The sequence below is a fragment of the Mesorhizobium sp. M0615 genome, from assembly GCF_040320805.1.
Classification (GTDB): Bacteria; Pseudomonadota; Alphaproteobacteria; order Rhizobiales; family Rhizobiaceae; genus Mesorhizobium.
Window position 1 is genome coordinate 74,203 of record NZ_JAMYQI010000005.1, and the last position, 19,295, is coordinate 93,497.

The 19,295-nt window shown below is 60.8% G+C and carries 25 protein-coding genes and 2 tRNA genes; 10 read left to right on the plus strand and 17 right to left on the minus strand.

What is annotated here, in order from left to right; genetic code table 11:
• Nucleotides 1-103: 103 nt before the first annotated feature.
• The 3 genes from NKI46_RS09900 to NKI46_RS09910 all read right to left on the minus strand — a co-directional run bounded on the left by NKI46_RS09900 (nucleotide 104) and on the right by NKI46_RS09910 (nucleotide 1,557).
• Nucleotides 104-778 (minus strand): protein-L-isoaspartate O-methyltransferase family protein, encoded by a 675-nt coding sequence (locus NKI46_RS09900; protein ID WP_023744773.1) that lies wholly within the window; start codon nucleotides 776-778, stop codon nucleotides 104-106.
• A gap of 110 nt (nucleotides 779-888) precedes the next feature.
• Nucleotides 889-962: transfer RNA gene (locus NKI46_RS09905), tRNA-Cys, on the minus strand.
• Nucleotides 963-1,296: 334 nt separating this feature from the next.
• Complete coding sequence (locus NKI46_RS09910; protein ID WP_031203994.1) at nucleotides 1,297-1,557, minus strand: PGPGW domain-containing protein; 261 nt, start codon at nucleotides 1,555-1,557, stop codon at nucleotides 1,297-1,299.
• A gap of 231 nt (nucleotides 1,558-1,788) precedes the next feature.
• Here NKI46_RS09910 and NKI46_RS09915 point away from each other — a divergent pair.
• From NKI46_RS09915 to NKI46_RS09935, 5 genes are all read left to right on the plus strand, one after another.
• A tRNA-Asn gene (locus NKI46_RS09915) sits at nucleotides 1,789-1,863 on the plus strand.
• Between the two features lie 171 nt (nucleotides 1,864-2,034).
• Nucleotides 2,035-2,361, plus strand: a complete 327-nt coding sequence (locus tag NKI46_RS09920; protein ID WP_023739022.1) for a DUF6338 family protein — start codon at nucleotides 2,035-2,037, stop codon at nucleotides 2,359-2,361.
• Nucleotides 2,362-2,381: 20 nt separating this feature from the next.
• On the plus strand, nucleotides 2,382-2,651 hold the full coding sequence (locus tag NKI46_RS09925) for a DUF6338 family protein (protein ID WP_023739023.1): 270 nt from the start codon (nucleotides 2,382-2,384) through the stop codon (nucleotides 2,649-2,651).
• Complete coding sequence (locus NKI46_RS09930) at nucleotides 2,644-2,805, plus strand: hypothetical protein (protein WP_023739024.1); 162 nt, start codon at nucleotides 2,644-2,646, stop codon at nucleotides 2,803-2,805. Before NKI46_RS09925 ends, NKI46_RS09930 begins: the two co-directional genes overlap by 8 nt.
• 108 nt (nucleotides 2,806-2,913) lie before the next feature.
• Nucleotides 2,914-3,468 (plus strand): DUF8453 domain-containing protein, encoded by a 555-nt coding sequence (locus NKI46_RS09935; RefSeq protein WP_023749168.1) that lies wholly within the window; start codon nucleotides 2,914-2,916, stop codon nucleotides 3,466-3,468.
• 48 nt (nucleotides 3,469-3,516) lie between these two features.
• On the opposite strand, the gene NKI46_RS09940 is transcribed toward NKI46_RS09935, so the two are convergent.
• Complete coding sequence (locus NKI46_RS09940; protein ID WP_023739026.1) at nucleotides 3,517-3,792, minus strand: hypothetical protein; 276 nt, start codon at nucleotides 3,790-3,792, stop codon at nucleotides 3,517-3,519.
• Between the two features lie 336 nt (nucleotides 3,793-4,128).
• Here NKI46_RS09940 and NKI46_RS09945 point away from each other — a divergent pair, with 336 nt between their 5' ends.
• Nucleotides 4,129-4,443: a hypothetical protein gene (locus NKI46_RS09945; protein WP_023739027.1), complete on the plus strand. Its 315-nt coding sequence runs from the start codon at nucleotides 4,129-4,131 to the stop codon at nucleotides 4,441-4,443.
• Nucleotides 4,444-4,472: 29 nt separating this feature from the next.
• Nucleotides 4,473-4,700 carry a hypothetical protein gene (locus NKI46_RS09950; RefSeq protein ID WP_023739028.1) on the plus strand — a complete coding sequence of 76 codons (228 nt, stop codon included), beginning with the start codon at nucleotides 4,473-4,475 and terminating at the stop codon, nucleotides 4,698-4,700.
• Nucleotides 4,701-4,737: 37 nt separating this feature from the next.
• On the opposite strand, the gene NKI46_RS09955 is transcribed toward NKI46_RS09950, so the two are convergent.
• From NKI46_RS09955 to NKI46_RS09965, 3 genes are all read right to left on the minus strand, one after another.
• Nucleotides 4,738-5,805, minus strand: a complete 1,068-nt coding sequence (locus NKI46_RS09955; protein ID WP_352745993.1) for a glycosyltransferase family 2 protein — start codon at nucleotides 5,803-5,805, stop codon at nucleotides 4,738-4,740.
• Entirely contained in the window at nucleotides 5,799-6,344 is a 546-nt protein-coding gene (locus NKI46_RS09960) for a cupin domain-containing protein (protein WP_023681672.1), read from the minus strand. The genes NKI46_RS09955 and NKI46_RS09960 overlap by 7 nt, the downstream gene beginning before the upstream one ends.
• A 202-nt stretch (nucleotides 6,345-6,546) precedes the next feature.
• The gene (locus NKI46_RS09965) at nucleotides 6,547-6,702 is read right to left on the minus strand and encodes a glycosyl hydrolase 108 family protein (RefSeq protein WP_023739029.1); all 156 of its coding nucleotides are present in this window, start codon (nucleotides 6,700-6,702) and stop codon (nucleotides 6,547-6,549) included.
• 95 nt (nucleotides 6,703-6,797) lie between these two features.
• On the opposite strand from NKI46_RS09965, the gene NKI46_RS09970 reads away from it, so the two are divergent.
• The gene (locus NKI46_RS09970; RefSeq protein WP_352459121.1) at nucleotides 6,798-7,811 is read left to right on the plus strand and encodes a class I SAM-dependent methyltransferase; all 1,014 of its coding nucleotides are present in this window, start codon (nucleotides 6,798-6,800) and stop codon (nucleotides 7,809-7,811) included.
• Nucleotides 7,812-7,860: 49 nt separating this feature from the next.
• Here NKI46_RS09970 and NKI46_RS09975 read toward each other — a convergent pair whose 3' ends face one another.
• From NKI46_RS09975 to NKI46_RS09990, 4 genes are all read right to left on the minus strand, one after another.
• Nucleotides 7,861-8,103, minus strand: a complete 243-nt coding sequence (locus NKI46_RS09975) for a hypothetical protein (RefSeq protein WP_023818106.1) — start codon at nucleotides 8,101-8,103, stop codon at nucleotides 7,861-7,863.
• 373 nt (nucleotides 8,104-8,476) lie between these two features.
• Nucleotides 8,477-8,671 (minus strand): helix-turn-helix transcriptional regulator, encoded by a 195-nt coding sequence (locus NKI46_RS09980; protein WP_023739032.1) that lies wholly within the window; start codon nucleotides 8,669-8,671, stop codon nucleotides 8,477-8,479.
• A gap of 105 nt (nucleotides 8,672-8,776) precedes the next feature.
• On the minus strand, nucleotides 8,777-9,295 hold the full coding sequence (locus NKI46_RS09985; protein ID WP_023749166.1) for a hypothetical protein: 519 nt from the start codon (nucleotides 9,293-9,295) through the stop codon (nucleotides 8,777-8,779).
• 210 nt (nucleotides 9,296-9,505) lie between these two features.
• The gene (locus tag NKI46_RS09990; RefSeq protein WP_023739034.1) at nucleotides 9,506-10,810 is read right to left on the minus strand and encodes a site-specific integrase; all 1,305 of its coding nucleotides are present in this window, start codon (nucleotides 10,808-10,810) and stop codon (nucleotides 9,506-9,508) included.
• Between the two features lie 414 nt (nucleotides 10,811-11,224).
• Here NKI46_RS09990 and NKI46_RS09995 point away from each other — a divergent pair, with 414 nt between their 5' ends.
• The gene (locus NKI46_RS09995; RefSeq protein WP_352745997.1) at nucleotides 11,225-12,232 is read left to right on the plus strand and encodes a dihydroxyacetone kinase subunit DhaK; all 1,008 of its coding nucleotides are present in this window, start codon (nucleotides 11,225-11,227) and stop codon (nucleotides 12,230-12,232) included.
• 26 nt (nucleotides 12,233-12,258) lie between these two features.
• Nucleotides 12,259-12,900: a dihydroxyacetone kinase subunit DhaL gene (gene dhaL, locus NKI46_RS10000; RefSeq protein ID WP_023706016.1), complete on the plus strand. Its 642-nt coding sequence runs from the start codon at nucleotides 12,259-12,261 to the stop codon at nucleotides 12,898-12,900.
• A 15-nt stretch (nucleotides 12,901-12,915) separates the two neighbouring features.
• Here the strand turns inward: dhaL and derI are convergent, their stop codons facing one another.
• The 6 genes from derI to NKI46_RS10030 all read right to left on the minus strand — a co-directional run bounded on the left by derI (nucleotide 12,916) and on the right by NKI46_RS10030 (nucleotide 19,285).
• Nucleotides 12,916-13,353, minus strand: a complete 438-nt coding sequence (gene derI, locus NKI46_RS10005) for a D-erythrulose-4-phosphate isomerase (protein WP_023672592.1) — start codon at nucleotides 13,351-13,353, stop codon at nucleotides 12,916-12,918.
• Between the two features lie 26 nt (nucleotides 13,354-13,379).
• On the minus strand, nucleotides 13,380-14,147 hold the full coding sequence (locus NKI46_RS10010; RefSeq protein ID WP_023701685.1) for a triose-phosphate isomerase: 768 nt from the start codon (nucleotides 14,145-14,147) through the stop codon (nucleotides 13,380-13,382).
• A gap of 75 nt (nucleotides 14,148-14,222) precedes the next feature.
• Nucleotides 14,223-15,161: a sugar phosphate isomerase/epimerase family protein gene (locus NKI46_RS10015; RefSeq protein WP_352459159.1), complete on the minus strand. Its 939-nt coding sequence runs from the start codon at nucleotides 15,159-15,161 to the stop codon at nucleotides 14,223-14,225.
• A complete protein-coding gene (locus NKI46_RS10020; protein WP_023739038.1) occupies nucleotides 15,161-16,678 on the minus strand; it encodes a glycerol-3-phosphate dehydrogenase in 1,518 nt (505 codons plus the stop codon). Before NKI46_RS10020 ends, NKI46_RS10015 begins: the two co-directional genes overlap by 1 nt.
• On the minus strand, nucleotides 16,675-18,234 hold the full coding sequence (locus NKI46_RS10025; RefSeq protein ID WP_023739039.1) for an FGGY-family carbohydrate kinase: 1,560 nt from the start codon (nucleotides 18,232-18,234) through the stop codon (nucleotides 16,675-16,677). The genes NKI46_RS10020 and NKI46_RS10025 overlap by 4 nt, the downstream gene beginning before the upstream one ends.
• Nucleotides 18,235-18,343: 109 nt before the next feature.
• Nucleotides 18,344-19,285, minus strand: coding sequence for a D-ribose ABC transporter substrate-binding protein (locus tag NKI46_RS10030; RefSeq protein ID WP_081725422.1), 942 nt, complete (start codon nucleotides 19,283-19,285; stop codon nucleotides 18,344-18,346).
• Nucleotides 19,286-19,295: the final 10 nt, after the last annotated feature.

Below are 19,295 nucleotides of genomic sequence, written 5' to 3' on the forward strand. Positions count from 1 at the left end.
TCGTTCCCCCGCTGACAGCTCCCGAAACCCCGGTTAACCAATCAGCAACGATTGTTCAATCGTAAGCCAACATGACAGAGTCTTTGCTGCAAGGCAAAATCACTTAGAACTCGAAGGCATGAATGCGTTCAAATCCGGGTAGTGGCTTAATTGCCGCATTAAATGCCCGTCTTCCGGTTACAACCCCCCCTGCGTTGAAAAAGAGCCGGGCTACGCCCGCATTGCCCTGCCCTTCCACAGCCACCAGCCGGCCGCCTTCGGCAAGCTGGTCAAGCAGCGCCGCAGGCACTTTCTCGACGCTGCCGCCGATGAGAATCACATTGTAGGGCGCCTTGGCGGCATGACCTTGCGGCAGTGGGCCGGTGACCACCGTGACGTTATCGCAGCCCTGCGCCGAAAGCGCCGCTTTGGCTGCTTCCGCCAGTGCTGTATCGCTTTCCAGCGCCACGACGGATTTGGCCAACCTGGACAGCAGCGCCGCGGAATACCCGGTGCCGCAGCCGACATCGAGCACCGAATCGCCAGCGTCGATCTCGGCCAACTGCAAAAGCTTGGCCAATGGCGACGGCTCCATGAGGTAGCGCGCACCGCTGCCATTGGTGCCGTCGGAGATGCGGATATCCTCGTCAATATAGGCGAGAGCCTGTTGGCCGGCCCCGACAAAGGCCTCGCGCGGCACGGCAAGCATGGCATCGAGCAATGCTGCGTCGGTCACATCCGTGGTGCGGACCTGGCCGTCGACCATCTTGACGCGAAGTTCGGAAAAATCAGCGCTCATGTCCCAACCAATCCGTCAAAAAGCCAATGCGCTGAAATGCGCTTGTCGCGCCGACACTGCGGCGCATTCGCCCGGAACTCAAGCCCCCGACATGCGGGAGCTGAAGCGACTGGAGGCCTCGCCCGGAATCGAACCGGGGTGCAAGGATTTGCAGTCCTCTGCGTAACCACTCCGCCACGAGGCCTCATCGCTCCCGGCGAGCGAACTCAATATGGTGGCAGCGAAAGGTCGTCAAGCGTGCGCGCGGCATTCCGGCGTGCTTTCCTCATCAGCCTCCGCAACGTGGTTCCCGAGCGGTTTCAGCGGCTGGCGCCGGCATATTGGCCGCTCGTCAAGCATGGCTGCGCGACCGGCGAAACTCGAACCCGCAGCTTTACGCAGCGGGTGCAAACCGGCTTTCACCGCATATCGCGCGCGGCTGGCACCAGCAGTTGCCGTTCTCAAGGAGATCTTGAGGGGGAAATCTGCGACGGGCTGGAAAAGCGAAGCGGCCGCTCCGGGATCGCGCGCCATCGCTTTCAACTTGGCCGGCGACGCCGTTCCCACCAGACGACGAACCGGCGCCGCAGGCGGCGCACCGCGGCAAATTCGTAGGAAAGCACCAAAAGGCCGAGCGGAATCATCCAAAAGCCGAGAATCGGCAGGAAGCCGAGAAGGCCGAAAAACACCAGAACGATACCGATGGCGATCCTCAGCCCGCGCGAGCGCGGCATGGTGAACTCGCGCCCGAACACCGAGATTTTCCGCGCCGGTGCCTGGTTTTCGTCTGCTGCAGTCATGTCGAAAGTCGATCCGGTTGCCTTCGATAAAGCCATATGCGCTAAAGGCTGCAATCGCCGTTCAGGTTCCGCCGACCAAGGTCCGACGGCGCCCAAGACGGCTCATATGTGGTGTCATCCGGCGATTGCCAGAAACCATTGGGTGAAAATGCGCTAAAAAATGCGAAATGCTTCTTTGCAAAGCCGAAAAGGGTTTGCTATAGGCTGCGCCACTCACATGAGAGCCTCTATTCCCCGGTAGCTCAGTGGTAGAGCAACCGGCTGTTAACCGGTTGGTCGCTGGTTCGAATCCGGCCCGGGGAGCCAACATTTCCAAACACTTACTGAAGTTAGCGGCTCGACCGATTTGGCAACCCAAGATCCAGGGCAACAATTGGGGCAACAATCTTCCCTGTGATTAATCACGAAGGCTCATTGAACTCCTGCAATTTCGCGCGCGAAAGTCCGCCGCCCGACAAACAGGAGTGATTCGCGACAATGGGGTTCGAGGTGGAAGACCTGTCTAAGGTCGCCAATGGCCTCGCCCTGCTCGTCCCGGGTTTGCTCATTCTCTACGTGCGTGCACAATTCCTCACTGGACGCACCCCCTCTCATACCGAAGCCCTGCTCTCCTACTTGGTAGTGACCGTCATTTATTATGCGGCGGTCCTGCCGCTGTTCGCCCTAGGCATTCATAAGGACTCAGCGCCGTGGTGGGTCTGGATTGGATGGGCCGGCCTGATCATCATCGTGCCCATGGCCATCGGCCTTCTACTCGGACTAGGGCACAAAAGGGATGGTATGGAACAATTTGTGAGAAACTGAACCTTGAGGTCGTCCACACCATGCCGACCGCATGGGACTGGAAGTTTGCCCAGCGGACCGAGCATTGGCTCATCATCACGTTGAAAGACGGCACTGTCTTCCATGGATATTACGGGCGCCGGTCGTTCGCTTCCTCCGACAACGACCGCGACATTTACGTCGAGCAAATTTTCAGTCGGGGCAGAGGCGGCAGCTGGGTGCCAATGCCAAATGGCCTTTGGGTCCAGGCATCAGAGGTGAGCACCCTTGAGTTCTTAGACATTGATCGAACGGAGGAAGGAAATGACTGACAAGAAAGGGACGACCAAGACGGTACAACAGGCTGCCGTCAAGAAGGGCTACTCCCCGACCAAAAGCAATGTGCAGGGCGGGTATAAGCCGGTTTCTGGCGGCGGCGCGCCGAAGGTGACGCCCACCACCAGCAGTGGCGGGAAAAAGAAATAGGCGCAAGCGTTTCGGGTACGAAATGATACACCCGGCCGCCAGGGAAAGGCAGCGGCGATGCGGGTGAATTGGTTCTTGCTACTGTTGAGGTTACGGAAAAGGGCAATAATGGGCGTATACGCAGACTTGCTCAATCTTGCAGTCGCAGCCGTTGCACTGGTTGTCTCGGCGGTGGCCTTAGGTTTTTCCATCTTCTTTTGGTACCGTCAGTTTCGGCCGATTGTAACGGCAATGGTTGAGACGCACCACGGCGGCACTGAAGGGATCGCGTATGACCTGGTCATCCTTAACTCCGGATCGATCCCTGCAAAGAACATAAGGCTCCTTGTTACCGATCAGGCAGCGCTGCGGGCGGCGTTGGGCGCCGGCGCCAATGACGAGAACAAGGGCCGATGGTTGGCTTGTTTCGAGCCTTCCAGCGTGATCCGTCTCCTCCAGAACGGTGCTAGGACCTCATGTTCCTTTGGTCTAACCCATAGAGATCCGCGTCAGAGCTTTTGGATTGCACAGGCCGAGTTCCTAATTCAGATCGAGTATGAAGGTTGGTTCGGAGAAAAATATAGAAGAGACCGGCCGAACATGTTGCAGATCGCCGATTCTGAAAGTTTTACAGGCGGAATGTGGGGACCGGTCAAGACAGTCGCAGTAAGCCGGCGCGCCTAAAAGGCCCGCCACCGTGAGGCAGCGGGCCAAATGTAACATTGTTACGGTTCAAGCACCTTCGTGCGCTCGGCCGCCGCCTTCCCCGCCGCCCCATATGAAGCCGGGCCAGTCACAGTCTACGGCGTCTTGCTCATACTCGTTATCGTCGTGCGGCTCGTCGTTGATGTCGCCGCCGTGCTCGTTCTCCTCCTCGCGCTCGCCGTCCTGGGCGTGCAACTCCAGTTGGCTGCCATATCCCCATCCGAGGCTTTCCTCGAGGTCAGGATCCGGGCTCATGGCGTCGAGCAGGTCAATCAGCCGCTCGATCGAGGTGGCGATTGCCACGGCGCATTTCAGGTTGATGGATGGTCATGATGTAGGCTCTCTGAGGGTGAGAACATGGCCAGAGACCATGCGCGAACGGCCTTTCCCTTTCGGGTCTTGTATAGCCGCCGCTCTCCCCGCATAGTGCTGCCGTTCGCTCCGACGGCTAAGTCGGCTCGTTCTACCCGTTGGCAATATCAATCCTTGCAGGGATCGCCCCGCCAACGCTCTGGGTGCAAATAGCCCGGCAGGGCCATCCGCGGGAGTTCTCACGCTCCGCCGATGATGATGCGCCGACATCCTTAAAAATTCAAGCACGCCCTTGCGGGGGCGCAGCTTGCGCGCGATGCTTCAGCCATGAAAGCGATGCTTTGTTCGTTGGTGATGGGTGCGACGATCTGCACCGCGGGCGCCGAAACTACTAAGCGGGAGGCGTTCGAAGCCTGCCTTGGCGCCGGGATCGACCGGTTCAAAGGCCTCTGCGAGCCGGCCGACCTACTGGCCAGGGCAATCCTCTTCGAGTGCAACCCGCAACTCACCGACCTCCTGATATCGATGCCGCTGGGGCCTAGCAATGATAGAGTCGCTTTGGCAGAGAAGCACCGGCGGGACAAAACCGAAGAGGTCTTAACCCTCTTGCTAGAGCACCGGCTGCAACATCCCTGTCGGTAGCAACAGTCCGCGAAAAGGGGAATTATCCCATGGTCGATGATGTATATCTGCAAGCCTACCGAGACGGCGGCTTGAATGCCGTCAACGATCTTCTCAAGGAGCATTTCCCGACCGACCGCGATCGGGTGATGGTCATGGAGGGTCTTCAGGACACCGGCTATTGGGCGATCACCTGGCATGAGAAGAAACACCCGGACGGCGGAATGTACCGCGATTTCGGACGTGTGAAGGCGTACCTCGGCGACGGGGACGAATAGGATTATCCGGCCGCTTCATGCCCTTTGGCGCCGGCTCCTATCGGCCGATATGCCTTCGCAATTGCCTTAAAGGGGCAGTCCAACGCCAACTCTTCGAGCGCTTGAGCGCCTCCATCTCCATCTTCATAGCGTCCCTTTCAATCGCGAGAGCCTGTACTTCTACCGCAAGCGCCTCGGCTCGGCCGTCATCTGGGGCAGCGGGGGGAGGAGGTGGTGTGGGCGGCGAGTCGGGTGTAGCCAGGTTTTCGAGACGGTCGAGCGCAAGTCGGTTCACGGCGTCGGCTGCGGCTTCCCGAATGAGCGCGGTCCAGCCATCGGGATCGACACACATGATGTCCCAGAAGACCTTTTGTTCCAGGTGTCCTGTCGGAATGGCGACCCGTAGCGGCGCCGGAAACCAGATCGACGTCTCACACGCTTTGATGAAGCCCGTCAGCCTCGCGAATCCGGAGTCTCTGAAGTTTTTCCACTTAGCGGAGAAATGCAGGCACGTAGGAAGGCGAAGGTAGCGCACGGCGGCGAAGCCCTTTGTGAGCACGATCCGACGCCAGATCTCCCAGTCTCCCGCCCCGTTCACATCTTCTGGCCACACCGTCCGCTCTGCAAGAGCGCTGGCGCGATATACGACGCCTGAGGCCGCTATCGTGTTCCCTCTCGCCATGAATTGGCGCCGCTCTTCGGGAAAAAACAGGTTGGTAAGATCAGGACCGCAAATGCCGTCGGTCGAGACCCAGAGGACCTGGCCGTAGACAAGTGCCACCGACGGATCGACGAACTGGCCGCGCATGAGTGCAAGATGATCCGGCATCATCAGGTCATCGTCGGCGGCGAAGGCTATCAATTCCCCGCGTGACGATCGAAGCGCCAGATTTCGATTGGCATAGCCAAAGTGAGGCGCCTTGGGGAAATCAAACCAACGAATGCGCGGGTCGGAAAAGCTTTTCACGACCGCTTCGGTCTCCGGTGCTGCACCGTCGCCAACGACCAGAAGCTCGAACGATTGCTCCGTCTGCGCCAGCACCGACTGGATCGCATAGGCAAGAGAGTCGGGACGATTATGGGTCGGCATCAGAACGCTGAAGAGCGGCGGAGCGTCGTCTACCATCCCTTGAGGCCGCCAAAGTCGACCGGGATCAAATCGGTATCCAGCGGCAGCCGGTATTTGTCGGGATTGGCGTGGTCATATTGCATTGTAGGAAAATTGATTGCTCTAACGTCCCTCGCGCCGATGTTGTGGTCCGCGTGCCAGACGAATCTGGGGATGTTCATCAGGCGTGGCCGGGCTGAAGACAGAACAATCCGAAATACCTGTCCGCAGGTGCTCGACTCGGGCCTTGGGTCATACAGGACGACCTCCATCTCGCCATCGACAACGAAGTATCGATCCTCGTGAAGCTTATGCAGCGCCCAACCCTTCACCGTTCTCGGTCGTATGGTAAACATGTAGCAAAAAACAAGCGGATCGGGATGCCAATTCCAGCGAGGGTCGTAGACCTCGGTGACGCTTCCCCTGTCGTCGAGGTGAGCGGTCATGTCGTGAAACGTCACGCCGTCGGGGACCTTGCCGATCGGCTCGCCGGATCGAACCGTCTCCTGATCCTTCTGGGCCCCTGCCAATGTCTTATCGAGAATGCTCTGCGTCATAGGACTCATCCAATCTAACTAGCTTTGGCAGCGCTCCTCATGCCCTTCTTTTAACTGTCTTTCAACGGCAGCGTGGAAGGCCACGCAATCAAAGAGGACGGCACTGTAGCCAATTTCTCCGATTGGAGAGTGGAGCGGAACTGCCGTTTGACTTTCGGTTCGACGACATCACCCGGCTGCGCCAACCGCTGCCGGCGTCTTGCTATACCGCAAGCGCAAGGCCCTTGCGCTTGCGGTAGCCGTCATAAACACGCTGGGTCACGCCCTTCATGGTCGGGCCGTCGGCAGGATGGTTGGAGTAGCCGCGTTCGTGCACCAGCACGAGGTCAAGGCTTTGCTTCTCGCGAGAAACAGCCATGCGAGTTCCTTTCCGCCAACTGGCGGGCTGGACGAAGCGCGCGCGAGCAAATATCAGACGGCCGGGCGGGGTATTACTTTGCGGAGGAAACAACTTTGGACCGTCTCGAACAGTTGCGGAGAAATATCGACAAAACCAGCATGTCGATAATTGAAATCGGGCCGTTCTTCAGCCCGATCGCTCCGAGGGCGGACGGCTGGGATACGACAATAGTGGACTTCCAGGACGGCGATGCTTTGCGCGAGATGGCCCGTGGTCACACGGCCGAAGTCATCCGCAACAAGGTTGACGAGATTGAAAATGTCGACATCGTCTGGACCGGCCAGCCCTTGGACGAAGCCGCCCTGGCCGTCCGGTCGGATGGTTTTGATTGCCTCATCGCCAGCCACGTGATCGAGCATACGCCGGACCTTATTCGCTTCCTGCAGCAATGCTCCCGCCTGTTGAAGCCGGACGGCATCATTTCGCTGGCCGTTCCCGATATGCGAAAATGCTTCGACCTGCTCAAGTCTCCCACCAGCCTGCGCGAAATTCTCACCGCCTACCGGGAAGGCCGCATCAGGCATTCACCGGAAGCGCTGTTTGAGGGGCGATGCTCGGCGGCGACACGGGGCGGAAAGTCGGCGTGGATCAAAGGCGATCACTCGCCGCTCGGCTACGCCCACAGCCTTGAAGCGGCATGGACGGAATATCAGGGCGACCTTAAAGGCGACATGTCCGACAGCAGGCCCTATGTCGACAACCACGCATGGTTCTTCACGCCGGCGATGTTCGAGCTGGCGATTTTCGAGTTGAACGCGCTCAAGCTTGTCAACTTTAAGATCGCCTTCATCGAAGAGAATATCGGTTCGGAGTTCGTGGTGCAGCTGCGCCGCAGCGACACCCATGCGGCGCTTTCCAACGACGCCCTAAACGCCGTCCGCATCAAGCTCGCTCTGCGGCATCACGCGGAATTCGATGCCGAAGTCGGGCCGGATTATCGCGAAATCCAGCCGGTGAAGATCGAGCGGGAAATCGTCAAGGTGCCGGCCGCCAGAGACACCATCCCCACGCGGGAACTGGTTAGCCTGCTGGCAACACGCATCCGGCGCAGGGTCGGCCTGGACTAGTTGATCAGGCCGTGCGTCCGCAGAGCGTCTTCTAGCGTCTATTTCGGGTTCATCGGGAACCAGGCGTCGAGGTTTTCCCCGGCTGCCTTGCAAACCGGATGGCACGTTCCGGGTTCTCCCGGATCGCCTTCGAAATCGCGTCGACGCTTCGAATTTTGCCCTTCACAGGGGTCAGCGTGTCGGCACCGCCGAGCGCCTGGGCGAACATGTCGACAAGCTCCTGCCGGCGGCGCCACTCGCGCGTGCGGCGGTCCAGCATGCCTTGAGCAAGGCCGCCATGCTTGCGGGCCATGTCAGGCGCTTGAGCGGGGTTGATGGCTAGCACTTTCGTTGCCCTTGCGTTGCCCCAGATAAATTATCGACGCAGACGATGCGGCAAGAATGGCTGATTTGCAAGGGTTCGACGGGTGAGAACAACCGGTTTGAAGCCGGATGGGCGCTAGTGTGCGCTATTTTTTGACGCTTAGCAGCGGGTGAGAAAAAGTCGCGTTCCGAGCAGGAGCATTGGGCGGTTTTCTCAGAACTCAGTTTCAATGCAAACAGGGGCAATGAGGAGCCTCGCGCGCGGTGGGGGATAATTGGCCGGCTGATGCGCTCCCGGCTGTCAGATCGCAGCCAGGCTGCAGCCTCATCGATAGCGGCGCTATGTTCGTGATCAGTGGTCATTAGGCCACCGCGTCTCGCTGGTCGACGCGGGCCTTCACCCAAGCATCTAAATCAGCCTCGACAAAGGCGCGCCGACGGGGCGAAAGGAACACCGGCTTAGGAAACCGGTGCTCCTTGATCATGCGGTCGATGTAATTTCGAGAGTACACGATCCCCTTTGAGGGGCGTTCACTGAAGGCGACAAGAGTTTGCATTGGAGTGCCTTACGTTGCTATCGAAGGCCTCATAGCGTAGTCATTTCAGCGTCGGGAAATACACTTCTTTGAAGAAATTTTGTGCGAACAAACCCGCGTGCTGGTTTAGAGCGCAATCAGCACTGGCAAATCAGGATAGCTTGCTTTTCTCTTCATCCCTATAAGCGATGATGCGAGTGACGATCGACTTGCGAGGCGGCGCGGCGCCAAGGAATAGCTTGGCACCGGTCTCAATGAAATTGGCAGTAGGGCTGCCGGCGCTCCCCGATATCTTATATGAGCAATCGGCACTTTAAACGCCGCGCACCAGAGCCGAGCAAGGCCACGTATGAGCCCATCGATCTCGGGCTGCTCGTTTTTCGTCGGTCGACCTTCCAACCATTTTTCCATGCCGTCAGCCATAGCGGTCACGCTCGCAAGCAGGCGGTGAAGCACCCGTTTAGCGATCTCGACGTCACCCTCGGTGAACTCAGCCGGAACGAGGCATGCGTTTAGTTCTTCTTCCGACATGGGGACCGGAGCTGCGTCGTCCCAACTATCAGGCAGGCGCACACCCGCCCCAAACTCGGTAGCCGTCGACAACTCGAGCTTTTGGCTATCCGAATACTGCACGGTGGACGACACCGCCTCCTGGAGCCTTTTCCATTCATCGACGGTCCCTTGATGTGTCCTTTTTCCGCCGCTCGGCCGACCAATGAAACGTATTTGCAATGTCGTGCAGCTTCGTTCTCAGCCAATCGCCATGAGGCATGGAAAACCCTTGGGATTCCAGCATTGAAAGGATCTCTCGTTCGGCTCGCTCCGAGAAATCGTGCGGATAGTTGAAATTGAGGGTCATTGACCGGCCGCCTTTATCTGGATGACATTGTTGGCCGTCTTGCGGCCTGTCAGCGCCACAAGCGCGCCCTCCCAGCGCGTCAGGGCGTCTCGCTTCACCTTGAGGCGGTCAGACTGGTTGTACGTCCTGACTAGCGCCGTAGGCACATGCCCGATGACAGCCTCGGCAACCTCGCCCATCACGTCGAGCTCGGACAGCCGGGTGCGAACCGTCCGGCGGATGTCATGATTGACCCACGCCGGCAGCTTGGCCTCTTGATCGTCTTTCCGAAGCGCTGCGAGCATGGCGGCGTCAATCCGCAGCTTGACCTTATGGCCGATCGTCACCGGTCCCGCGCCGTCGAGCGAGCAAAGCCAGTTGCATTTCTTTAACCGCGGCAACTTGGCGATGATGCCGAGCGCTTCGTCAGTGAGAGGCACAACGTGATCGCGGCCGGACTTGAAGCGCGCCGCCGGCACAGTCAGCGTCTTGCGGTCAACGTCGACTTCGGTCCATGACGCCTGGGCGATATCGTTGAGGCGCTGGCCGGTCAGCAGCAGCAGCCGATAGACGGCGCTGTAGACGTCGCCAGCGGCCGTGGCAGTCCAGAGCGCCCCAATCTCAGCATCGGTCAGGACGCGGTCCCTTGATCCCTTCTCGCCGATGGTGGTGCGCACCTTCTTTGCCCGGAAGGGTGAGGCGGTGATCAGGTCGTCATCGACACACCAGCCGAAGAACGTCCCGATCTTCTGGGCGATGTTGAGCGCCTGCCGCTGCGCGCCGCGCGCATAGATCGGTTCGACCACTTCCATGATGTCGGCATTGGTGAGGGTGGCGACGTCCCTGCCCTTCCACTTCGGCAGGCATTCCCGGTTGAGGTCGCGCTCGTCCTCGTCGGCCTTGCGGATGCCATCGCGGCGCCGGGCTTTGATGAACCGTTCAAGGATGGTTTCGAAAGACCGGTCACGGCTCTCTGTCGCTGCCCTCGCCGCCGCCTGCCGCTCCTCGTCAGCCTGGACCTTCGGGTCAATGCCGCGATCAATGAGCGCTGCCCACTGCCTCGCCTTGGTGCGTGCCGCTTCAAGCGACATGACGTCGTACTCTCCCAGCGCGCGGCGGGCTGGCTGAGTTGCAACACCGAAACGGGCGATGTAGACAAAGCTGACTTGTCCGGCCTTAAGCTTTGAACCGTTGGACGGCTCCTTGTCGGTTACGCGGACGCCCATGCTCGGGACTTGGGCATCCATGATCACGTATCGCTTGCCAGGAGCAGCCGGCTTCAAAGCCTTCAGGCGGTTGTCGGTCAGGGTCTCGCGGGGCATTAGGGCTCTCCGGGGCAACGTCGGGGCAACAGGATGCAACTGCTGCCTATGTTGCCCTGTGTGCTCTAATGTGCAACAGGAAAGCTGAAATCGTTATGAAACAAGGGGTTTTTCAGGAGTGGAACAACCGGGATATGGCGCTGGTGGGCTATCCCGAGAGCGGCTGTTAACCGGTTGGTCGCTGGTTCGAATCCGGCCCGGGGAGCCACCGCCTTTTCTAAGCCGTGGTGCGATCTTGTACACTACAGCGCCATTGTCCGCGCACTTCGGTCCGCTTAGCTTCTGCCAGAACGGCTTTAACAGCTACGAAGCCGATCGAGGCAGTTTGGTGGGCATCGCGCCCCTGCCCTCGCCCGAAGGCAGCCTGATAACGCCCGGTATCATCTATGAAAATACCAAATCGGGAGGACGTTGGTGCAAACCAAGAAGATCATCAATGACGGCAATCGGGCCGTCGACGAGATGCTGGAAGGCATCCTGGCTGCGCATCCCCGCCATCTCAAAGCCGTTGACGGAAGCCCGCGCTCGATCATCGCCCGCGATGGACCGCGCCAAGGCAAGGTAGGCCTCGTCGTTGGTGGCGGCTCGGGCCACGAGCCGAGTTTTCTCGGCTTCGTCGGCAAGGGGCTGGCCGACGCGGCGGCGATCGGCAATGTCTTCGCCTCTCCGCCGCCCGACCCGATCCTCGAATGCGCCAAGGCGGCGAGCGGCGGCGCCGGTGTGCTGTTCATGTACGGCAACTATGCCGGCGACGTCATGAATTTCGACATGGCGGCCGAGATGGCCGCGATGGACGACATCGAGGTGCGCACGGTGCTGAGCACCGACGACGTCGCTTCCGCGCCCGTTGGCGACAGGCACAAGCGGCGCGGTGTCGCAGGGAACTTCTTCATCTTCAAGGCGGCAGGCGCCGCCTGCGACCGCATGTTGTCTTTCGATGAATGCGAACGCATTGCCGGGAAAGCCAACGACCACACCTTTACCATGGGCGTCGCATTGGCGCCCTGTTCGTTGCCGCAAACCCGCCGGCCGAATTTCGAAATCGGACCCGACGAGATGGAGATCGGCATGGGCATCCATGGCGAACCCGGCATCGCACGCGGAAAACTCAAAACGGCCGACGAGATCACTGACGAAATGCTGGACAGGATTCTCGCCGAGATGGCGCCGGCACGCGGCGAGAAGGTCGCCGTGCTGGTCAATTCGCTGGGTTCGACGCCGCTGATGGAACTCTACATCATGAACCGGCGCGTGAAGCAGAGGCTTGACGATATCGGTGTATCCATTCACGCAAGCTGGGTCGGCAATTACTGCACCTCGCTCGAAATGGCCGGCGCTTCGATTACGCTGCACCACCTCGACGACGAGTTGCAAACGATGCTCGACCACCCTTGCGACTGCGCCATGTTTCGCGCCGGGTAAACTTGGCGAACGGCAAGGAACAAGAGATGACGACAATCGACACCACCCGCCTTGCCGCGATGTTCGCGGCCATCGCCGACGCTATGTCAGCCGACCGGGATCGGTTGTGCGCGCTTGACGGGGTGATCGGCGATGCCGACCACGGCATTGCGATGGAGCTTGGATTTTCCGCGGCACGCGATGCGGTGGCCGCATTGGATACCGGCACCACCGATCCGACCATCTTGCTGAACACGGCGGCGAAGTCGTTCCTCAATGCCGTCGGCGCCTCCTCGGGCCCGCTCTATGCCACGGCATTCATGCGCGGCGCGGCCGCCGTCAAGGGCAAGGCGACGCTCGACGACGCCGACGCGGTCGCTATGTTCCAAGCGATGGCCAGAGGCATTCAGGATCGCGGCAAGGCCGAGCCTGGCGAAAAGACGATGATCGATGCGTGGGCGCCGGCCGCGACGGCTGCGGGCGAGGCACTGGCCGCCGGCAAGGGGCTGGCCGGCAGCCTCGCGGCTGCAGCCGAGGCGGCAAAGGCCGGCGCGGAGGCCACCAAGGCGATGATCGCCACCAAGGGCCGGGCCTCCCGCCTCGGCGAACGCTCGCTTGGCCATATGGATCCAGGCGCGGCGTCCGCCGTAACCGTCATCGAGGCGATGCGGATCGCCTTGACCGGCTAGGTCGGGAGCGGATCCTCAGCGCTTCGCGTCGAGCTTGTCGACAGCCTGCACGTTAGCGGCAGAGGGACCGTTCGGATCGAACTCCGAGGCCAGCCAGGCGTCGGCGATCGATTTGGCCAGTTCGGGGCCGATGACGCGCGCACCCATGGTGATGATCTGGGCATTGTTGGATTTCGCAGCGCGTTCCGCCGAATAGGTGTCGTGGGTTAGCGCGGCACGGATTCCGGGCACCTTGTTGGCCGAGATGCTGACGCCGATGCCGGTGCCGCAAAACAGGATGGCGCGGTCGTAATTGCCGTCGACAATTTCGTGGCCGACCGCAGCGGCAATATCGGCGTAGAATCCGGCCTGGCTGAGATCGACGACCTGCAGTTCTGGCTTGGTGGCGAGATGCTTGGCGATGACATCGAGCAGCGGCTTGCCGGCGCTGTCGGCTCCGAGTGCGATCTTCATGGCAATTAACTCCTTCGTTTTCGTGGTCAGCGCGCGATGGCGGCCGACGCCTTTTTGAGAATGTCGATATAGCCTTCCGCTTGCCATGCCGAGCGGCCGATGAACAGCCCATCGATATGCGGCTGGCCGATCAGTTCGGCCGCGTTGCCGGGATTGACGCTGCCGCCGTAGAGCACAAGCGGGGCGGTCGGCAACCGGGTTGCTGCGACCTGCTTGATCAGCGCCTGCTGCTTGTCGGCATAGTCGGCGCTGGCCGGAATGCCTTTCTCGCCGATCGCCCACACCGGTTCATAGGCAAAGAGTATCTCTGCCGACAACTCATTGTTTGCGAGACCCTGCAGCGCGCCCAAAACCTGCGCGGTCAGGATTTCGTCGGCGCGGCCGCCCTCGCGCTCGGCCAGCGTCTCGCCGACACAAATCAAGGGTACGAAGCCGTGCTTGACTGCCGCTGCGGTTTTCAGTCCCACGATCTTGTCCGTCTCGCCAAAATGCTCACGGCGCTCGCTATGGCCGAGTTCGATCAGGTCGAGCCCACAATCCCTCAGCATCACCGGCGAAATCTCGCCCGTCCAGGCACCGGCATCGGCCCAATGCATGTTCTGGGCGCCGACCTTGACGCGGGTGTTGGCGAGCGCCGCCTTGACCTGCCGCACCGCGGTGAAGGGGGGAATGACGAAAGGCTGTATCGCCGGATCGAAGCCCGGCACGAACGCCGCCAATGCCTCGGCGAACTGCAGCGCCTCCGCCAGCGTCTTGTTCATCTTCCAGCTCGTGCCGACCCAATATGGGGCCATTCTTCTCTCCTTCGATCCGAAATTCGAATGATGCGTGTTTCCGGGTCTGCGCCGCCTTCGGGCCGGCGGTTTGCCTCAAGCGCGAGGCTTGAGACTTTCGCGGCCGCTGTCGATGTAAGGCGCCCAGAAATCCACCGACTCACGGATCATTGCAATAACCTGATGATCGACCGGTTCCCTCTCCCGGAAGGAAAGTTCAAGGCAGATTTCATTGTCGGTTCCGCCACCCGCCCGCACGGCGTCGAGCAGCTTCTGCGGGATGATGCGGCCATCCTTGTTGTAGGCGGCGGTGAACGGCCAGTGCCCGCCCTTGTTCATCGACGATTGCTTGATGTGGATGATCGGCGATTGCAACGGGAACGCTTTCGCCCAGGCATAGGGATCAGTGTCGTCAGGATTGGGCGAGGTCACGTCGCCATGGTCGATGTCGACCATCATCTGCATCGGGATCGGCAGCTTGGCCGCATCGACGGCGCCTTGCAATTCGACGCAGCTTTCGATCGTGTGGCCAAACTCGCGGCCGACCGACATCGGTTCCCAGAAAAGGTAGGTCAGGCCCGCCGCCTTGGCGTGCTCGGCCACTTCGCGCCAGCATTCGAGCGCGATGTCGAGAAGCGCCGCGCGCCGCTGCGGATCGTCAAAATCCTTGTAGGTGAATATGGCGAACTGCGTGCCCATGCCCGACGCGCCGAGTTCGGCGGAGATGTCGGCGAAGGTCTTGAACCAATCGACATAATAGCGGCGCACATCCGCGTCCGGATGGCCGAAATGATTGAGCCGGCCATAGGGACCGGTCATACCCGAAGTGATCCGCACGCCGGTCCGCGCCAGGGCGCTGTTGAACAGGCGAACGAACTTGGCGATCGTTGCCGCCGGCCAGCCCGGATTGACGAATTCATGCGTCAGCTGCACGTCGCGGATGCCGATGCCATAGGCAATGGCGTCGATCAGATCGTCGGGATCGGCGAAGCGATTGACCAGCGGGTTGGTGTTCAGCGAAAGCGTGAAGGTCATCAGTTCACCGCCGCCATTGTCTTTGTGCACCAGTCTTCGAATGTTTTCCGCTCGGCCGCATTGATATGCAGCCCGTGTTTGGTCCGGCGCTCGAGAACGTCGGCGGCGGTCATCGCCCATTCGGTCTCGAACAGGAAGACAGCTTCGAGCTCGTAGAAATCCGGGCCGAAACGACGGCCGAGATCCGCTTCGTCTTTGACCCCTTTCAGCAAAGCGCGTGTGCGCGTGCCGTAGCTTCGAGCATAGTGCTTCACCAGCGACGGGCTAAGCCACGAAAACTCGGCGTGCAGATCACCCAGGAACTGCTCGAAATCCGCGTTGGGCAGGTCGCCTCCCGGCAGGGGAATTTTGGCCGTCCAGGCCTTCTTCATGGTCGGAAAGAAGGGCTGTATTTTTTCGAGCGCATGTTCGGACAGTTTGCGGAAGGTGGTGATCTTGCCGCCGAACACAGAAAGCAGCGGCGCGCCACCGTTCGGGGCGTCGAGTTCGAAGATGTAGTCGCGCGTCACCGCGCTCGGGTTGTCGGCATTGTCGTCATAGAGCGGACGCACGCCCGAGAAACTGTAGACCACGTCTTGCGCGGTCAGCTGCCGCTTGAAGTAGCGATTGACCACCTTGATCAGATAATTGATCTCGCTTGCCTCGGCGGCCACTTCTTCGGGCCGACCTTCATAAGGAATGTCGGTGGTGCCGATCAGCGCCAGATCGTTCTCATACGGGTTGACGAAGATCACCCGCTTGTCGTTGTTCTGGATGAGATAGGCCTGCCGTCCCTCCCAGAATTTCGGCACGACGATATGGCTTCCTTTCACCAAGCGAACGTTGCGGGTGGAATTCTGTCCAGCGACGCGGCTGACGATGTCATTCACCCATGGCCCGGCCGCGTTGACCAACCCGCGTGCGCGGGCCCTCGTCACAGCACCCGTGCGGCCATCCTGCATGTCGATCGACCACAGGCCGCCTTCGCGCCTGGCGGCAATACAGGCCGTGCGCGTGAAGACTTTTGCGCCACGCTGACTGGCGTCGAGCGCATTGAGCAACACCAGCCGTGCATCATCGACCCAGCAGTCCGAATATTCGAAGCCTCGTTTGAATTCATCCTTGATCGGCGCTCCTTCCGGCGCGGTTCTCAAATTCAGCGTCCTCGTTCCCGGCAGGCGCTTGCGGCCGCCAAGATGGTCGTAGAGAAACAGCCCGAGCCGGACCAGCCATGCCGGCCTGTCTTCGGGGCTGTGCGGCAGCACGAAGCGCATCGGCCAGATGATGTGCGGCGCCGCCTCAAGCAGCACCTCGCGCTCGATCAGCGCCTCGCGCACCAGCCGGAACTCGTAGTACTCGAGATAGCGCAGGCCCCCATGCACCAGCTTGCCGGAACGCGAGCTGGTGCCTTGCGCCAGATCGTCCTTCTCGCACAGGATGACCGACAGCCCGCGACCCGCGGCATCGCGCGCTATACCGGCGCCGTTGACGCCACCGCCGATCACGAAGAGATCGACAATATCCGTTGTATCGCTCAAGACTTAGCTCCTGTGCGGTGCGCCATCGATTTCCACACCGGATGCAGCGCCTGACGCGCCGCGACAAAGGACGGAAACAGCGCATCGTAGGTTTGCGAAAGCGCCTCGTCATAGGCGTCGCATTCGCCCAGCAGCGGCGTCACCCACTCGGCGCAGCAAACATCCATCGAGCGATAGACGCCAAGCCCGACCGCGGCCATCATCGCCGCACCCGCGGCGCCGGCTTCCTGGCGGCTGCTGGTCCTGACTTGCGCGCGGGTCGCCGCAGCGATGATACGGCGCAGCGACGGGCTGCGCGCGGCGCCGCCAGACAGGCGGATTTCGCTGGGCATGCTGCCCATTGCCTGGTAGCAATCGCGGGCCGCGAAGGCCAATCCTTCGAGAACTGCGCGCGCCAGATCGCCAAAACCGTGCTTGACGGAAAGCCCGATGAAGCCGGCGCGCGCGTCTGGATCGACGAACGGTCCGCGTTCGCCGGCAAGCGAGATGTAGGGCTGATAGACCAGCGACCCCGGTTCCGATCCTTCGACCCAGACATCGAGCGCTTTCAGCAATTCGTCGCGCGAAGGCTTGGCGCCGCTGGCGGTCAGCACGTCGCGCGCCAGGCCAAGCAGCCAGTCGATGTTGAGCGTCGCCGCCATGTTGGATTGCAGTTGCGCATACGCGCCAGGAACCGGCATGGCGATCGTGTAGCCTGATGCATCGTCGTTGAGAACGACGTCGTCGGCAGTGCGCGCCAGGCGTGTGTGGATGCCGGTCGAGCCGATTACCGTGCAGCCGACATTGCCGCTTGGATCATAGAGGCCGGCGCCAAGCGCGGTGCTGACCATGTCGACATAGCCCAGCACCACCGGCGTGCCCTCAAGCAGGCCGGTCTCATTTGCTGCCGACGCAGAAAGCGGATGATGGTCGGTCGTGCCTTCGAGCATTGGCGGCAGCAGCCGGCGGTGCGACGTCAGATCGAGAATGTCGAGCACCTCGTCGGAATAGCTGCGCGAGCGGAAATCGCCGAAGGTGAATGTTCCCTCCGAAGGATCGGTGGCGAGCTCGCCGGTCATCTTGAAATAGAGCCAATCCTTGCAGTGAAAGGCATTGGCGGCGCGCTCCAGGATTTCCGGGCTGTTTTTCTTCAGCCAGCTGAGCTGAGCGCCCTGCTGGCAGGCGTTGAGCCCGGTGCCGGTGATCGCGAACCGCGTGCGATCCCGGGGATCGCCGCGCATCTCGTCCACCAGATGTCCGGCGCGCGCATCGAGCCAGAGCCAGGCGCGCCCGACCGGCATGCCGTCGCCATCGATCAGCCAGGTGCCGTCGCCCTGCCCGGTGACCGCGACGGCCGCGGTTCGCCGCGCGAGGTCTGGAATTTTCGTCGCCAGATCGAGAACGGTCAGCACCATGTCGCGCCAGGTCTGATTAAGGTCCTGCTCGGCGCCGCCGCCTTCCAGCGTGACGAAGCTGTTGGTCACCGACGCCATGGCAAGCTGCCGCCCCGACAGATCGAAAGCGACCGATTTGATCACGGACGTTCCCGCGTCGATCCCGATCAGCAGGTCTTTCATGCCGCACGTTCCGGATGGTTATGAAGGCAATTCACAAGGAGCAGTCTTTATTGTCTGGAGCCGTGGAAGAGCCAGGGAGTGTCCGCAAAGGACACCCCCTGAGCACGTTTTATTCCGACAGCACGAAGGGTGCGGTGTACTTGTCCACATTGTCCTTGGTGATGAGCAGGCAATCGAACAGCTGCTTCTCGCTGGTGGCGCCAGTAGCGCCCGACTTGATGAACGAGTCGGCCTGCTGCACAGCCTTGGCCGAGAAGATGGCCACCGGCTGAAGCACGGTGTACTGCAGTTCGCCGGACTTGATGGCCGCAACCGCATCCGGGGAACCGTCAAAGCCGCCGACCTTGATGCCGGCGAGCTTGCCAGCTTCCTTCAGCGCCGCAACCGCGCCAAGCGCCATTTCATCGTTGCCGCTAATCACGGCGATGATGTCGGGATTGGCTTGCAGCATGCTCTGCATCTTGTCGTGTCCCTGGGTACGATCCCAGTTGGCGACCTGCGAAGCGGCCTTTTCGAGATCCGGATACTGGCTCAGCACGGTCGCGTAGCCGTTCGAGCGCGTGGCCGCGTTGTTGTCCGACGGGGCGCCGAGCAGTTCGACATACTTGCCCTTTTCACCGACCGCCTGCACCCACTGCTGGGCACCGAGAGCCGCACCCTGGGCGTTGTTGGAGACGAGCTGGCCCTTGGCAAGACCTTCCTGGTTGATCTCGGCATTGACGAGGAAAACCGGGATGTTGGCGGCAATCGCCTTCTTCACCGCGCCGACCGAACCATCGGCATTGGCCGGGTCGAGGATGATCGCCACCGACTTGTTGGTGATGGCGGTGTCGATCAGATTGCTTTCGGTATTGGTGTCGCCCTTGTGGGCGGCGACGTTGGCTGTATAGCCAAGCTTTTCGGCTTCGGCCTTGGCGACGTTGCCTTCGGTCAGCCAGTAGGGGTTGGCCGGATCGTTGACGATGATCGAGATCAGGCCTGCGGCCGATGCGGCTGCGCTAAACCCGACCACCATCGCGGCGGCAAGCAAACTTCTAAGCACGATTTTCATGTACATTCCT

Coding starts and splice junctions, on each gene's coding strand:
- NKI46_RS09900 (WP_023744773.1), bottom strand. CDS start 778: ATGAGCGCTGATTTTTCCGAACTTCGCGTCAAGATGGTCGACGGCCAG.
- NKI46_RS09910 (WP_031203994.1), bottom strand. CDS start 1,557: ATGACTGCAGCAGACGAAAACCAGGCACCGGCGCGGAAAATCTCGGTG.
- NKI46_RS09920 (WP_023739022.1), top strand. CDS start 2,035: ATGGGGTTCGAGGTGGAAGACCTGTCTAAGGTCGCCAATGGCCTCGCC.
- NKI46_RS09925 (WP_023739023.1), top strand. CDS start 2,382: ATGCCGACCGCATGGGACTGGAAGTTTGCCCAGCGGACCGAGCATTGG.
- NKI46_RS09930 (WP_023739024.1), top strand. CDS start 2,644: ATGACTGACAAGAAAGGGACGACCAAGACGGTACAACAGGCTGCCGTC.
- NKI46_RS09935 (WP_023749168.1), top strand. CDS start 2,914: ATGGGCGTATACGCAGACTTGCTCAATCTTGCAGTCGCAGCCGTTGCA.
- NKI46_RS09945 (WP_023739027.1), top strand. CDS start 4,129: ATGAAAGCGATGCTTTGTTCGTTGGTGATGGGTGCGACGATCTGCACC.
- NKI46_RS09950 (WP_023739028.1), top strand. CDS start 4,473: ATGGTCGATGATGTATATCTGCAAGCCTACCGAGACGGCGGCTTGAAT.
- NKI46_RS09955 (WP_352745993.1), bottom strand. CDS start 5,805: ATGGTAGACGACGCTCCGCCGCTCTTCAGCGTTCTGATGCCGACCCAT.
- NKI46_RS09960 (WP_023681672.1), bottom strand. CDS start 6,344: ATGACGCAGAGCATTCTCGATAAGACATTGGCAGGGGCCCAGAAGGAT.
- NKI46_RS09965 (WP_023739029.1), bottom strand. CDS start 6,702: ATGGCTGTTTCTCGCGAGAAGCAAAGCCTTGACCTCGTGCTGGTGCAC.
- NKI46_RS09975 (WP_023818106.1), bottom strand. CDS start 8,103: ATGGCCCGCAAGCATGGCGGCCTTGCTCAAGGCATGCTGGACCGCCGC.
- NKI46_RS09980 (WP_023739032.1), bottom strand. CDS start 8,671: ATGCAAACTCTTGTCGCCTTCAGTGAACGCCCCTCAAAGGGGATCGTG.
- NKI46_RS09990 (WP_023739034.1), bottom strand. CDS start 10,810: ATGCCCCGCGAGACCCTGACCGACAACCGCCTGAAGGCTTTGAAGCCG.
- dhaL (WP_023706016.1), top strand. CDS start 12,259: ATGACGACAATCGACACCACCCGCCTTGCCGCGATGTTCGCGGCCATC.
- derI (WP_023672592.1), bottom strand. CDS start 13,353: ATGAAGATCGCACTCGGAGCCGACAGCGCCGGCAAGCCGCTGCTCGAT.
- NKI46_RS10010 (WP_023701685.1), bottom strand. CDS start 14,147: ATGGCCCCATATTGGGTCGGCACGAGCTGGAAGATGAACAAGACGCTG.
- NKI46_RS10015 (WP_352459159.1), bottom strand. CDS start 15,161: ATGACCTTCACGCTTTCGCTGAACACCAACCCGCTGGTCAATCGCTTC.
- NKI46_RS10025 (WP_023739039.1), bottom strand. CDS start 18,234: ATGAAAGACCTGCTGATCGGGATCGACGCGGGAACGTCCGTGATCAAA.
- NKI46_RS10030 (WP_081725422.1), bottom strand. CDS start 19,285: ATGAAAATCGTGCTTAGAAGTTTGCTTGCCGCCGCGATGGTGGTCGGG.